At 66.7% G+C, this 13,866-nt stretch carries 10 protein-coding genes; 6 read left to right on the top strand and 4 right to left on the bottom strand.

The genetic code is table 11. The features are described 5' to 3' along the window. On the top strand, positions 1-659 hold a 659-nt coding region (locus WBB07_RS13050; RefSeq protein WP_526308303.1), incomplete at its 5' end, for a VldE C-terminal domain-containing protein. A gap of 16 nt (positions 660-675) precedes the next feature. Here the strand turns inward: WBB07_RS13050 and WBB07_RS13055 are convergent. After that, positions 676-1,314 (bottom strand): helix-turn-helix domain-containing protein, encoded by a 639-nt coding sequence (locus WBB07_RS13055; RefSeq protein WP_238382156.1) that lies wholly within the window; start codon positions 1,312-1,314, stop codon positions 676-678. Positions 1,315-1,719: 405 nt separating this feature from the next. On the opposite strand from WBB07_RS13055, the gene WBB07_RS13060 reads away from it, so the two are divergent. From WBB07_RS13060 to WBB07_RS13080, 5 genes are all read left to right on the top strand, one after another. Then, positions 1,720-2,100, top strand: coding sequence for a WhiB family transcriptional regulator (locus tag WBB07_RS13060; RefSeq protein ID WP_094295085.1), 381 nt, complete (start codon positions 1,720-1,722; stop codon positions 2,098-2,100). After that, positions 2,093-2,461 carry a hypothetical protein gene (locus tag WBB07_RS13065; protein ID WP_094295086.1) on the top strand — a complete coding sequence of 123 codons (369 nt, stop codon included), beginning with the start codon at positions 2,093-2,095 and terminating at the stop codon, positions 2,459-2,461. The genes WBB07_RS13060 and WBB07_RS13065 overlap by 8 nt, the downstream gene beginning before the upstream one ends. A gap of 288 nt (positions 2,462-2,749) precedes the next feature. Next, on the top strand, positions 2,750-3,952 hold the full coding sequence (locus WBB07_RS13070; protein WP_419125601.1) for a helicase associated domain-containing protein: 1,203 nt from the start codon (positions 2,750-2,752) through the stop codon (positions 3,950-3,952). Positions 3,953-4,364: 412 nt separating this feature from the next. Continuing rightward, entirely contained in the window at positions 4,365-4,973 is a 609-nt protein-coding gene (locus WBB07_RS13075) for a hypothetical protein (protein WP_238382157.1), read from the top strand. A gap of 86 nt (positions 4,974-5,059) precedes the next feature. Continuing rightward, the gene (locus WBB07_RS13080) at positions 5,060-10,492 is read left to right on the top strand and encodes a helicase-like domain-containing protein (protein ID WP_419125600.1); all 5,433 of its coding nucleotides are present in this window, start codon (positions 5,060-5,062) and stop codon (positions 10,490-10,492) included. 46 nt (positions 10,493-10,538) lie between these two features. Here WBB07_RS13080 and WBB07_RS13085 read toward each other — a convergent pair whose 3' ends face one another. The 3 genes from WBB07_RS13085 to WBB07_RS13095 all read right to left on the bottom strand — a co-directional run bounded on the left by WBB07_RS13085 (position 10,539) and on the right by WBB07_RS13095 (position 13,864). Beyond that, positions 10,539-11,402, bottom strand: coding sequence for a DUF4226 domain-containing protein (locus WBB07_RS13085; RefSeq protein ID WP_238382159.1), 864 nt, complete (start codon positions 11,400-11,402; stop codon positions 10,539-10,541). Between the two features lie 90 nt (positions 11,403-11,492). Next, a complete protein-coding gene (locus tag WBB07_RS13090) occupies positions 11,493-13,313 on the bottom strand; it encodes a winged helix-turn-helix domain-containing protein (protein ID WP_238382160.1) in 1,821 nt (606 codons plus the stop codon). Continuing rightward, complete coding sequence (locus WBB07_RS13095; RefSeq protein ID WP_419125599.1) at positions 13,289-13,864, bottom strand: hypothetical protein; 576 nt, start codon at positions 13,862-13,864, stop codon at positions 13,289-13,291. The genes WBB07_RS13090 and WBB07_RS13095 overlap by 25 nt, the downstream gene beginning before the upstream one ends. Positions 13,865-13,866 lie beyond the last annotated feature (2 nt).

The following is a 13,866-nucleotide window of genomic DNA, read 5'->3' on the forward strand; positions in this document are numbered from 1 at the left end:
TGCTCACCAAATCCGAACAGCGAAACGTCGCGTTGGCGAACATGATTCGTTCTGCTGGTGGTGGTTACGGTGGCCGGCCGATGGGCGGCGGCATGTCGATGGGCGGCGGCATGGGAATGCCCATGGGTGGCGGCGGCGGATCGCCGATGAGCGGCTTCGGCGGCGGCGGTCTTGGCGGCCTCGGCGGCCTGTTCACCCCGATCGCCAAGGCGGGACTGGCGAGCAGATCGTCGTCCGGTCGATCCAGCTCGTCCGGTGTGCCGGGTATGCCGGGGCTCGACCGGCCAGGTCTGGCGAACGAGTCGCGCCTGCAGAAGTACACCCGCCGTCTCAGCCGCGCAATCAGTGCCGCCTTCCCCGAAATCACAGACATCGGTGGGTTCCGGCAAGACTCGCTCAAGTGGCATCCGTCCGGGCTGGCCATCGACGTCATGATCCCGCAGTGGGACACCCCCGCCGGCAAGGCGCTCGGTGATCGGGTGGTGCAGTTCGTTCAAGCCAACGCGCAAGAACTCGGGCTCGATCACGCGATCTGGCGCCAAAGTCAGCACAACGCGGACGGCAGCTCGTCGGGAATGTCGGATCGCGGAGACCCCAACCAGAATCACTTCAACCACGTCCACATCGCCAGCATCGGCGGCGGCTACAGCGGATACTGACCCGTCCTAGGTCGCGTTATTCGAGTGTCTCCGCAGCCTTTTGGATGGACTCGCGGCTCTCGTGCACCTCGCGCATCACGGCAATCGCGTCGTCAAAGGATTCGGCGTCGGGCAGGCTGGCCGCGATCAGACTTTCCATCTTGCGCATGTTCGCGTCGAGCGCGTTGAGCGCCGCCGCGCGTGCACCGGGATCATTGAGCTCGCTGGTCAGTACCTCCAGACAGACCGCGGTGATGGCCACGACGGCCGAGGCGATGGAGAGCGCCTGACCGTACTGGGTGGCGTTGCGCATCCCGCCGGCCGAGGCCAGGCGCTGTTGGAGAACTTCCGTGGGGTCGACGCCGGTATCGGGGTCGCGCGGAGGCACCTTCGGCGGATCTTCGCCGTCGCGGATGGCCTGGAACGTGCCGCGCGGCCATTGCAGTGCGTCCTCCAGTTTGGGCACGGTGCTCACTCGAGGCGGGCCAGCCCCGCGTTCGAGCCTGGTTGCCGTGCCGAGCGACACCCCGGCGATCTCGGCCAACGCACGCTGGGATAACCCCAGCTCAGCGCGGCGACGCGCAACGCAGTCCCGCAGTCGCGCGAGCGAAGGGTCAAGAGCATCGCCGCTGGCAGGCGTGGTTTCGCCCGCTTCCTCGTCGATGTCGCTGCCCACACTGAAAGTGAACCACATGCAGGCGGAACAGACACGTATCTGACTACGTGCCGGGTCCGCAGGTTTGACCCGTGTCCGCCCACCTGAGTGCGCCACAAATGACCAACTAAGGCGCAATGTGTCCGCCCCGAGCGGCGGGTTGCGAAGAATTTTTTGGGGCCGGTGCAGAGCTACATCGCTGCCCACCTTCGCCTGGGGATACTCCTCACAAGAGCAGTTAGAGCGCCTTTTTTCCGAGGTGTTCCTGGCTGGCGCTGGGCTGCGCGATCGTCCATATGTCGGCGTCCGCCGTGGACAGTTGAAGATTTGTGCTGCACAGATGCCGATCGGTGGGGTTATGATCACCTCATGCTCAATAAGGGCACAACTAACACACAATTACAGACCAGTTTGCGAGGTGGTGTCATGACACATCTAGTGGCCAATCCGGTCAAGATGGAGATCAACGGGCTTTGCAACTACTCCGACCCCGAGGACTGGTTCGACTACCGCAAGACCAAGCAGTGCAAGCGGATCTGCGGCAACTGCCCACTGCGCCAGGCCTGCGCCCGTAGCGCCCTGGCCCGGGGAGCCACCGATGGTGTGTGGGCAGGGGTGGATCTGCCTGGAGCGCACGCCTCGGTCGAGGAGCACCTCGTTGCGCGCCGGCAGCTGGCGATGGTGGTTTCTGCGATGGATCATCAGCCCGAGGCGCACCGTCTACGGTGTCTGGCGATCCGCGAAGCGATGCACAACGCCACGTTCCCGGGCACCGGGGCGTTTGTCGCGGAGTCGGCCAGTGCCTAGTACGGGCGCGAGGACCTGCGCCAACAGAATCCTGCGGGACTACCTTGTCGCCGCCCTGCGCTGTTCGACGCACCCGCTGACCACAACGCAGCTACGCCAGGGCGCGCCGGCCGTCGCCGTACAGGGCAGCACGCGCCCGCTGCCGCCCACCCAGGAAGCCATCTACCGGCTGCTACGCATCCTCCACAGCGAAGGTGCCGTCGTCGCAACCGAGGTCGGCGCATGTCGGCGCGCCTGGTTCGCGACAGTCGACCCCGACGCGGACCGCGAGATAGCCAGTCTCGATGCCCTATTCACTGCGCCCAGCGCCGCCGCTGCGCACCGACCTTCGACATTCGATCCATGCCGGCGACGCCACTGACCGCGGACGTGCTCGCCGCACTAGAGCGCATCGGCTGCCCGGTCAGCACTACCGACTTATGAGGTGGCTCAACCGCGACCGCGCGACTCCGCTCGTCGTCGACCAGGTGTACCGCGCGCTGGAGGCGCTGCGCTCGCGCGGTGCGGTGCAGCGCATGAGGTCGGCAAGCAACAAGCGGATCCGCTACTGGGACATCGCGACCAGCAGTCCCTGCCGGTGCGGGCGTCAAGCAACACCCATCACGACCGCCGCTGAGCACCGGCGGCAAAGCCCAAGGAGGACAACCCGATGAGCAGCAGCTTCGCCCGGCAGAGCACGCCGACTCAACGACGGACGGCCCCTCAGCGCGGCGCCCACATCACAGCGGTGCCCCATTACGGCCGCCGAGAGCAGCAGTGGCACAGCAACTACAAAGCCCTCCTCGCCTTCGTCGCCGAGGCCGGCCACGCGCAGCCAATCGAACGCATCACCCGGGAAGGATGCAGCATCGGGACATGGGTTGACACCCAGCGCGCCCGCTACCGATCGGGCCGACTGCCACTGCACCAGCAAAACCTGCTCGAAGCCGTCCCCGGCTGGATATGGACCCCTGATCGGTCCGCGGAGTATCAACGCATCTGGGACCAAGCTTTTTCCGCGCTGCAACAGTTCGTCGACACCCATGGCCATGCGCAACCGCAGTACAAGTCCACTGGGGGAAGAATCAGGCTTGGCGTCTGGGTCAGCAAGCAGCGCGAGTTTCACCGCGAAGGAGTCCTCGCCCCGGAGAGGGCCCGCCGACTTGAGGCGCTGCCGGGCTGGGAATGGGAGCCAGAACAGGCGAGAGCCGCCCGTTCCTGGGAACGGGCCTTCGAGCTGCTATGCGCCTACGCCAGCGCCCACGGTGAGGCCCGGCCGCCGTGTGACCACATGACCGACAATGGTTTCAGCCTGGGCGGGTGGGTCGGCCGACAACGGGATGACTACCGAGCAGGGCTTCTGTCTGCGGAGAAAACTCAACGCCTGGGAACGCTGCCGGGTTGGGTGTGGGACGGCAGAGAACTAGTTGCCCAGGGCCGGAAAGCATTGTGGGACCGGAACTTCGGTGATCTTGTCGCCTATGCCGCCGAACACGGGCACGCGAGCCCTGGTCCCGATGACGCGGCATACCGCTGGGTGGTTATTCAGCGCAGACGTTATGCCAGCGGACGACTTGCCGCCGACCAAGTGACGCGCTTGGAGACCCTGCCCGGGTGGCGCTGGCGCCTGCGCAGCGTGAGGCGAAGCTGGGATGACTACTACGCGGAATTCCGTCGCTACGTCACCGATAGCGGTCACGCGAGGCCGCCGGTCAGATTCCGCACCGCTGACGGGTTGGCGTTGGGCCAGTGGACAGTCGACCAGCGCCTCGCCTATCGCCGTGGGCAGCTCACCGCGGATCAGGTTCGCCGGCTCGAACAGGTCCCGGAGTGGTCATGGAAGACCCTGACGCCGCCGAGGCCGACATGCTGACAAAAAACCCAGTGCCTCGCGCTCTGGTCGTCGAGAACGCCAGCAACGGTGCTTTCACCCCCGGCATCGTGCGGGTACGTGTACGCCCTTGGAGTCGGCGTATTTCGTCGTGCAGCTGCGGGTGGCGCGGCCGGCGACGGGTGATGCGATCGCGAAGCGTTCTGGACGCACTACTGCACGCGGCCTCGCGTGGATGTCATCCGGCGGTGCCGCTCGTCGACGTTGACATTGGTCGGCGGCCATGACGCCGAGGGTGCCAATGGGCATCAGTGATCGGCGGTTACGGGCGTTCTTCGCCACTCGGGGCTACCCAGACCCCGCCACTGTCAGCCAGGAGAGGACAATATGGGCCGCAACAGAGCGCCGGACCCGAACCAGCCGGATCTGTTCAGCATCCTCGACGAGGCAGGCGGTGACGGTGATCGATCCGGAGATTCTCAAGGCGGTGCAGACCGTCTACTCGACAGATCTGAGCCTGCCCGAGGAATGGACGCAGGAGCGCCGCAACCAGTTCCTGACCGCCGAAGCGGACAAAATCAGCTCGATGGCAGCCAGTATGGCCGAGGAGCTGTGGGAGAAGGCGCTCGCGGCCTGGAGTCGTCAGCGCCACGGCCAGACCCCGAATCACGCGACCAAGGTGGCACTGCTGCAGGCGGCCCGGGCGCAGGCAGCTCAGACGGTGCTGAACAACGAGCTGTACGACCTGATCGAGACCGACGAGACCACCCCGGAGTGGGAGAGCCCCGACCCGATCTCAGACCCGGCGCAGCTCAGCTGGGAGCAGCGCTGGACGAACCCGGCTCATCAGAGCGAGCCGACCGAGGCCCTCGAAGCGTTGATCGACCGTCTGTGGCCGGCCCCGGACTTTTCGGGACCGTTCCGGATCAAGGCGGGCTACCTGACATCGGCCCGGGCCGAGGACGGCTTGGCGCTACCCGCCCGCCCCGAGGACCCGTTGACCGCCGAGTTGGCGCAGATGATCTACCGCGACCTGCGCGCGGACGGACTGCCCGAGCGATAGGCCCCCAGGTCTCGCTCTTCGACGACCTTGCCGACGATGTTTCCGACGACCTGGCCGATGATCTCGCAGCCGATATTGGCTCCGAGATGGGCGCCGACAGCGCCGCCGAGCCGCACGCGGATGAGCGCAGTGACGCAGCGGACACCGCGGCAGTCGACCCGCCGGTGGCTACAGCCGCCGGCGAGCCTGCACTGGCGCAACCCGCCGTCGTGGCAGAGGAGTTTCGCAGCACTGCCGACTTCCCGGCCAGCACTGATGTTCTGGTGCCCTCAGGTGCGAAAGCGCGTGCCCGCGCCAACCTCGCCGCCATCGAGCTGGTGCACACCCTGCGCGACGCCGGTCGACCGGCAACCCTTCCCGAGCAGCGCATCCTGGCTGCCTGGTCGGGGTGGGGAGCCATCCCGCAGGTCTTCGACCCCCGCGCAGAAGACTTCGCCGCCGAACGAGCGCGCTTGGCCGGTCTGCTCACCCCCGAGCAGTATCGTCGCGCCCAGGCCTCGATCCTCAACGCCCACTACACCGACCCCGCCGTGGTGTCTGCGGTTTGGGATGCACTAGGTGCGGCGGGTTTCTCCGGCGGCCCGGTACTCGAACCGGGCTGTGGCAGCGGCACATTCATCGGCCACGCGCCCGAGGGCGCCACCCTGGTCGGTGTCGAAGCAGACGACATCACCGCCGCCATCGCCTCACTGCTCTACCCCTCAGCTCAGGTCCGCCATGAAGGATTCGAGACCACCCGCGTCCCTGACGGCAGTTTCACCGCGGCAATCGGCAACGTCCCGTTCGGGCGGTACGCCTTAACGGACCCGCTGCACAACCCCCGCCGTCACAGCATTCACAACCACTTCATCGTCAAGTCGCTGTCCCTGGTCGCCCCCGGCGGATACGTTGCCGTGCTGACCAGCCGCTACACCATGGACTCAGTGAAAACGACTGCACGCCAGGACATTGCGCAGCGTGCCGATCTTATCGGGGCACTTCGGCTTCCGTCGCAGGCTTTCAGCCGTGTCGCCGGCACCGAGGTGGTGACCGACCTGCTGATCTTCCGCCGCCGCGAGGAAGGCGTCCAGGTCGATCTCGACACCTTGGACTGGATCAACACCGAGGACGCCGATCTGGTTGACCCGCGCACCGGCGGCGAGGAACAAGTTCCCGTCAACGCCTACTTCCTCAACAACCCGCACCGCGTCTTGGGTGCCACCGAGCTGGGTCACGGTCTGCACGGCTCGCCCCAGCTCGCCGTGGTCGGCGCCACCGGGCACGACTTGGCTGATCAGATTCGCGATCAACTCCAGCCGATGATGGCGGCGGCGGTCGCGCGCGGCCGCGGTCTCACTGCCCGCAGCGAGGACCTCTCCGGCGGCATCGAGGACGGCTTCGCGCCCGGGCTGCGCACCCAGGCCGCTCAGGTCGACGACCCGCCCCTGTACACGCTGCGCTACAACGCCGGCTCCCGCAGCATCGACTTCTGGGCCGGGCATGGCTGGGAGCCGAACAAGACGCCCAAGACCCTCATCGAGGAAACCCAGGAGCTGATTGCGCTTCGTGAGGTGGCCACCGCGCTGATCGCTGCCCAGCGGGATGGCGAGCCCGAGCATGACCGCGACCAGCTGCGCGCACACCTGAACACGCTCTACGACAACTACGTCAGCAAGCGCGGACCGGTCAACCGCTTCGAGTGGGTGCAGCGCAACGCCACCCAGGCCCTGCACGACAAGCGCATCGCCAAACTCGAAGCGACCTGGCGCGAGCAGGAGGGCACCACCGGCCGCCCCTACGACGGGCCCGTGCCCGCCGAAATGGTCGAGCAGTGGGAAACCGAAGCCTGGCAGCCACCGGAACCGTTCAAGAAGTTCCGCCACCTCGAAGGCGGCATGCGCTACGACCCCGGCTGGGCGGTCGTGTCCTCGCTGGAGGACTTCGACGAGGAGACCGGAACCGCCACCAAGGCACCGATTTTCAGCCGCGACGTCCTCACCGCTGACATCGAGCGCACCACCGCCGACACCCCCGAAGAAGCGCTCGCGATGAGCCTCGATCGGACCCGACGCGTCGACGTCGACCTGATCTCCGAGCTGCTCGGCATCGGTGAAGACGACACCCGCGCCCTGCTCGACGGCCTGGTCTACCCGAGTCTCGACGATCCCGACGAGCTAGTCCCGGCCACCACCGCGCTGTCAGGCAACGTGCGCTCCAAACTCGCCGCCGCCATCGAAGCCGCCGACACCAACCCCGCCTACGAGCCCTACGTCGCGGCGCTGCGCGAAGTGCAGCCCGAGCAACGTGAAGCCGAAGACATCAAGGTCCGCCCCGGCGCACCGTGGATCCCGGCCGCGGTGATCGCCGCGTTCGCCGAAAAGACCTTCGGCATCAACGGCGTCACGGCCGAACACATCGGCGGCCGCTGGACAGTCGACGTGCCCGGCTACAAGCGCCACGGCCGCCTCATGACCGACGAATGGGGCCTACAGAAGCGCAACTTCGACGCGGTGAGCCTCCTAGAAGCGGTCTGCAACTCCAAAGCCGTGGTCATCACCACCGAAGAAGGCGATGTCGACGCCCAAGCGACGTTCGCCGCGCAAGCCAAGTGCGCCAAGATCACCGAGGAGTTCACCCGCTGGCTGTGGTCAGACGACGAGCGCCGCGACACCCTGGTTACCGAATACAACCGACGCTTCAACTCGCTGCGCGCCCCGGTCTATGACGGCAGCCAGCTGCGGCTGCCGGGCCTCTCCGACCACTTCACTCCGCACTACTACCAGCGCAACGCCGTCGCCCGCATCACCAACGAGCCCTCCACCCTGCTCGACCACGTGGTTGGCGCCGGGAAAACGGGCACGATGCTCATGGCCGCGATGGAGCTGCGCCGCCTGGGCCTGGTCCGCCAGCCCTGGATTGTGGTGCCCAACCACATCATTGAGCAAGTAGGACGCGAAGCCAAGCAGTGGTATCCGGCCGCCAACGTCCTGCTCGGCTCCTCAGCCACCAACGCCGAAGGGCGCCGGCGGTTCATCGCCCAGAGCGCTGCCAGCGAGTGGGACATGGTGATCGTGCCGCAATCGGCGTTCACCGCCATCAACGTGTCCAACGATGTGCGCACCGCCTACGCCGAACGCCAGCTCGACGAGCTGCGGGCCCAGTTGCAGAACGCGACCGTCGAGCGCAGTCAGAAGGCCATCATGCGGGCCATCAAGTCTGCCCAGGCACGCCTGGAGAAATTGATGGCCGCCGAAACCAAAGACCTTGGACTGCGTTTCGAGGAATCAGGATGTGACTACCTCCTGATTGACGAGGCGCACATGTACAAGAACAAGCAGCGTGTCTGCAACATCGAGGAGCTGTCGTGCGCGACCGCCGCTCAACGCGCTGAAGACCTCAGCCTCAAACTCGACGTGCTGCGCGAGCGCCGTCACGACGAAGCCCGGGCCCGCGGCATTCCTGAGCACGCCGTCGTCGAGCGCGTGGCCACCTTCGCCACCGGCACCCCGATCGCCAACTCCCTGGGCGAGCTGTTCGTGATGCAGAACTACTTGCGCCCCGACCTGCTGCAGGCAGCCGGTGTATCCGACCTCGGCGACTGGGGTGCGGCGTTCACCGCCACCCACACCAGCATCGAAGTCAACGCCACCGGCACCAAACTGCGGCCGGTCACCCGCGTCGCCAAGTACACCAACCTGCCCGAGCTGCTCGCACTGACAAACGCCTATACCGATGTCGTCACCCGCGACCAGGTGCCCGTGCAGCTGCCCGAGCTGCGCACCGGCGCCCGCCAGATCGTCAGCCTTCAACCCGATGTCGAGGTCGTCGACTTCATTGCCGACCTCGGTTGGCGGGCCGACCATCTCGACGCGCGAAAGCCGCAGCGTGACAACATCCTCAAGATCAGTAACGACGGCCGCAACGCGTCCCTCGACCCCAGGATGGCCCACCTCGGCGCACCCACCCACAGCCGAGCCGCCGAGGTCGCCGAACGCGCCATGGGCGTGCAACGCCGGCTGGCGGATCGCCAGTACCGAGACCGAGACACCGGCGAACTGCTCCCGACCCGGGGCCCGCTGCAGCTCATGTTCTGCGACCGCGGCACCCCCTCGAAGGATCCACGCCAGTTCACCATCTACCAAGCCATCAAAGACGAACTTGTCGCCCGCGGAATGCCCGCAGAATCCATCCGGTTCGTCCACGAAGCCCGTACCCACGCACAGCTCAAAGCCTTGTTCGCGCAATGCAACCGCGGCGACGTCTCAGTCCTCATCGGTAGCACCGAGAAGATGGGCACCGGCACTAACGTGCAATCCCGGCTGGCCGCCCTGCACCACGTCGACGTCCCCTGGCGTCCGGCCGACCTGGAGCAGCGCGAAGGCCGAATCCAGCGCCAAGGCAACCAAAACGATGAAATCGACATCTTCAACTACGTCACCGAATCCAGCTACGACACCGTGATGTGGCAGCGTGTCCAAGCCAAGTCGCTGTTCATCGAGCAGATCCGCCGCAACGAAGTCCTCGATTCCGAAATCGAAGACCTCGGTGGCGGAGACATCGGCGCCGCGGCCGCCGAAACGAAGGCCATCGCCACCGGTGATCCCCGGTACCTTCGCCAGGTCGAACTCGACGACACCGTGCGCCGCCTCAGCGCCCTGGACCGGGCTCACCAGCAGTCGGTGCGCAACCGAGACTGGCAGGTCCGCGTCCTTGAACGCGCGATTCCGGCCAAGCAGGCCGACATCGAGGCCCTGGCACCCGTGGCCCAGGCCGCCGCTGACCGCGGCGACGCACCGCACCGCATCGTCGTCGGCGCCGACACCTTCACCGATCGCACCGATGCCGCCGCCGCCCTCACCGCGGCTTGCCGGCGGGCCTACATGGCCGGCAAGGATCGCGGCGCCTCGCGCTACGAGCCGATCGGAGCCGCCATCAACGGCGTCGAGGTCCTGGGCGCCCGCGACCTCACCCACGACATGCTGCTCCTCAAATTGGACGTACCCTCGCGCACCACCGAGATCGACGGCGCTGAACTGCTGGCCGCCGGATCGGCTCTCGGGCTTGACGTGTCCGGGCCCAAACAGCTGGGGTTGCTGCGCCGCGTCGAAAATCTCTACACCGGACTGCCCGACCACCATGTCCGCCTGCAGCGCGAACAGGACCGCCAGAGCGAGGAACTCGACGACCTGTTGGCGAATCCGCCGGCCCCGTTCGAGCAGCGCAGCGAATTGGAAGCCAAGCAGGCCGAGCTGTCCGCACTGACGTTGGAACTGCGGATGGCCGCCGAGAGCCCCGAGGCGAAGGCGCGCGCCGAAGCCGCCAGTCAGCGGATGAAGATGCGCGGCCGTGAACCGGGGTGGAGTCTGACGCTCAACCCCACGCCGGCGCTGGTCGAAGAACTCGGCTACCCCAACGCCGACGCGGTGCGCCGCGCCGTGCGTATTCGGGAACGGATGGCGCTTGAACACCACCAACGCGATATCGCTCCCCGCGACCACGACCGCACCCGCGACGAGGACGGTCCCAGCCTGGGCCACTAAGCACCCATATGGGCGCTAGGGGGATATGGGTTGGTCGGGGCCAGGCCTACAAGATGCTCGGCGGGATTGCGGGCCCGACATTCGGTCCTGGGCCGGCACCACCGGGATCGATGGGCTCCCACCAATCGTCCTCGTCGTCGGTCCACGGGTCCCCAAAGTTGGGGCCGCTGGCCAGCTCGAACTGCTGGCCGACAGTCTGAAAGTTTGACGCGAGCCGCGTCGACATCTCCTGAGCATTGCTGGCGACCTGCTTGGCCTCGGAGGCCTTGCGGTCCAGGAACTCAGCGAGCTGTTCGCGGCCGGCGGCGGTGCCCAGGGTCGGCTGCATCGCGGCAATGCCCAACTGGATCTCTTGCTGAATCCGCTGCAGCTGCGCCTTGGACTGCGCATCGGCGGTGTGTGCGTCGGTGATGTTTTGCGCCAACCCCTGATCAGCCTGATTCAGAGCATCGCGCGTCTTGCGCAGCGAAGCGTCGGTCGCGTCGGCTTCCTCAGCACCCTTGCCTGTCCAACCCGCCGGCCGAACCGAGCCCGGGGGATAGGGCCGGTGGTCAGGCACCCACACCCCCGACCCATCCGGCGACTCTGTGTACCTCGGGCCCATGGGATAGTTCGGGGGCCCCAGCTCACCAGGAGGCTTGAGGATCACGCCGCCGTCGTCGTGAATCCCGTCGAGTGTCGAGCGCGGCATCCCCGACGAGGTGTTCATGTCCTGCTCGGGGATGTAGGGCGGGTACTGCGGCACCTCCGGGGCGACGCCATCAGGGCCAGGAATCTGTGGGTAGTAACTCGGGTACGGGTATGGCGGCAGGGTTGGGTCCGGCGTCGGCGTATCCAGCGGCGGGTTGAAGCCGCCCAGCCCGCCGATACCCGTCATCAGGTCGTTGACCTGCTGTTCCCAGAAACCCACGCCAACGAAGATAGGCGCATCCTGGTGGCCTCGCTACCACCAGCGCGTACTTTGCCGCCGAATCGGCCGGTTTTGCCTCACACGGCTCGGTCAGGTGAGGTCAAGCAGGTCGGCCAACTCATCGTCACCGCGACCACGAAGGACCGCGCCGACGTCTTCCGGCCGGCACTCCAGCGCGGCCGCGAGCGCGGATGCGGGCTTCCGCACCGCGTGGCCGAGCAGCTTTTGCAGCCGAGTTTTGGCGCCGTCTTCGGCCGTGAAGCGGACCACCTCGAGGGACGCATCGTCGCCCCTGAACGCCAACACCAAGGTGTCACCGGCAGTAGCGCCGAGAGCCAAGGCGTGGGTGCGGAGCGAGCCGATGCTGGCACCAGTTGTCGATGCCAGTCGCCACGACAGGGTGACCGGTCCGTGTGTGCCGGTGAATGTTCGCTGCTGGCCGGGGGAGACGCCGGCGGCGTCGGCCACCACCGGGTGGACGGTCTGCCCCGATCCGCGCAGGACTTCTGAGGTGACGAGCTGGGCTACGCGAATCTCGTTGGGTCCGTTGCGGAAAACGCCGCGAACGGTGTTCAGCCGCGGCAGCGTGGGCCACCCATCAGCCTTGGTCCGTCGTCGTGCGACACCCTTCTCTAAGACGAACACCAGCGTGCCTAGATAGGAACGGATCGACGATTCGGTGATGTCTGGGTACCGCGCCCGAAGCTCCTCGATGAGGGCACTGGTGCTGGCTTTGCCGCCGGCGGCGTCGATGTACTCGCCGATCGCGTGGACGATGTTGACGTACTCACCAACCCCCCACTTCCGCAGCCCCCACGTGCTTCGGCTCGTGCGGACAAAGCGGCGGTCGTGTTTCGACAGAACCGCTTTGACGCGCTCCAGGCTGATGCCCATAGAGTCCGCGAGTCCCAGGGTGGCATGGATGGTCTCAGCGGTCGCCGGGGTTCCCAAGACCTGCAGTGCCGCAATAGCCATGTTGGCGGCGGTATCGCCTGACCAACGCACCCACAGATCGCCGAACCGGCGAAGGTCGGCCTGGCTTTCGAGATAGGACAGGGCAACACCGGTCGGCATTCCCAGGCTCGTCAATGCGTGGAGCAGCGCATCGGTGGTGGGGGCGACGTCACGGGCGTGGAACATGCCGTCGACTGCAGCGGCCACCAGCGAGCGGGATCCCCCGGGGGGTGAGGTGTTCTCGATCCAGTCGCCGCGGCGGCCATAGGGGCCGGCGATGTGAAGAAGGACGGCGGCGGCCTGGCCAGTAGGGTCCAAGCCCAGGCGGCGCAGTTCGAGGTCGGCAGTGGTCGCGGGAAGGTAGGGGCCCAAGCGTCGCCGCATTTCGTCGGCGTGCTCCCCAACTTCCTGATGTGCGGGATCGTTGAGCAACTCGGCGAACCGCGCCCGGGCCCGCGGCAGGTTGCGGCCCACCGAGGCGGCGTGCACCCCGAGACGGTCGGCGACGGCGTGCTGAGGAATGGGGTCGAGCGCCCAGACCTGCGCGGCGAGAATCTCACGGTCGAAGTCGTCGAGCTGGTCGACCAGGCGGGTCACTGCTGCATCGGCGCCGACTCGGCCGGCGGCCAAGGTGTCGTGCCGAACCTGCACGGCACGCTGGGCGGCCTCGATTAGTGCACGAACCGCGGAGGCGCCCAGTTTCGGCCGCAGGAGCAATGCCTGGGGGGTGAGGTCCGCCAGGTCTGCCCAGCGGGGGTATTCCTCGGCGTAGGCGCCTAGCCGCCTCGGCAGCCGCGCGTAGGGAATGGTGAACGCGCCAATGCTGTCGAAGCCCGCGACGAGATCCCGCAGACGCGTACTCAAAATCGTCTGGTTGCGCCACCAGTCCGGATCGAGAATCTCGTCGAGATCCGTCCGGGCGTTCTGCCCCCTCATGCTGGCCGCGATGTCGCCCACTGCGACACGTCGGGTGGGTGCTGGTGTTGTGGGGTACCGATACCGTCGTGCCAGGCGCTGAGGCTGCAGGTCGTGTGGTTGATCACGCATGCGCTATTGGGGTGCGTGACAGGATTCTCGGCCCAGCCGATGGCAGTGAGGTTGTCGTAGGTCGCGTTCACCAGCCGGTCGGTCAAATGCGTTCCGACGCAGACCAACTCAGTGACTGCTAGGGCAGTCGTGGGGTGGGCAATCCAGGTGTCGGGCTCGATGATGTCGAGCGCCCACAGCACGACGCTGCCCTCCCCGGCGTTGCGCAGCGCTTTGCCGATGTTGGCGAGCACGGTCAGCTCGTTGGTGCGGTGAGGGCCAAAGGCGTGAGGTGAGGTGTCGAGCCATTCTGCCAGGTCGATGCGGGCCCATATCCGAGCCGAGGACAACTCTGGCGAGCGCCGACACCCTGGTCGTGGAGGCCACCCGGCGGACGCAACAAAGTCGATGCGCGAGTACAGCGTTTCCGACAGCCCAATGTCGCGAAGCTTCTGTGCGGCAATCTGTTCCGGTGCAGTCACGG

Source organism: Mycobacterium sp., from assembly GCF_049647605.1.
GTDB lineage: Bacteria > Actinomycetota > Actinomycetes > Mycobacteriales > Mycobacteriaceae > Mycobacterium.

What these genes read in the sequence shown, in the direction of transcription:
- WBB07_RS13060 (WP_094295085.1), top strand. Translation starts at nt 1,720, where the DNA reads ATGACACATCTAGTGGCCAATCCGGTCAAGATGGAGATCAACGGGCTT.
- WBB07_RS13070 (WP_419125601.1), top strand. Translation starts at nt 2,750, where the DNA reads ATGAGCAGCAGCTTCGCCCGGCAGAGCACGCCGACTCAACGACGGACG.
- WBB07_RS13080 (WP_419125600.1), top strand. Translation starts at nt 5,060, where the DNA reads ATGGGCGCCGACAGCGCCGCCGAGCCGCACGCGGATGAGCGCAGTGAC.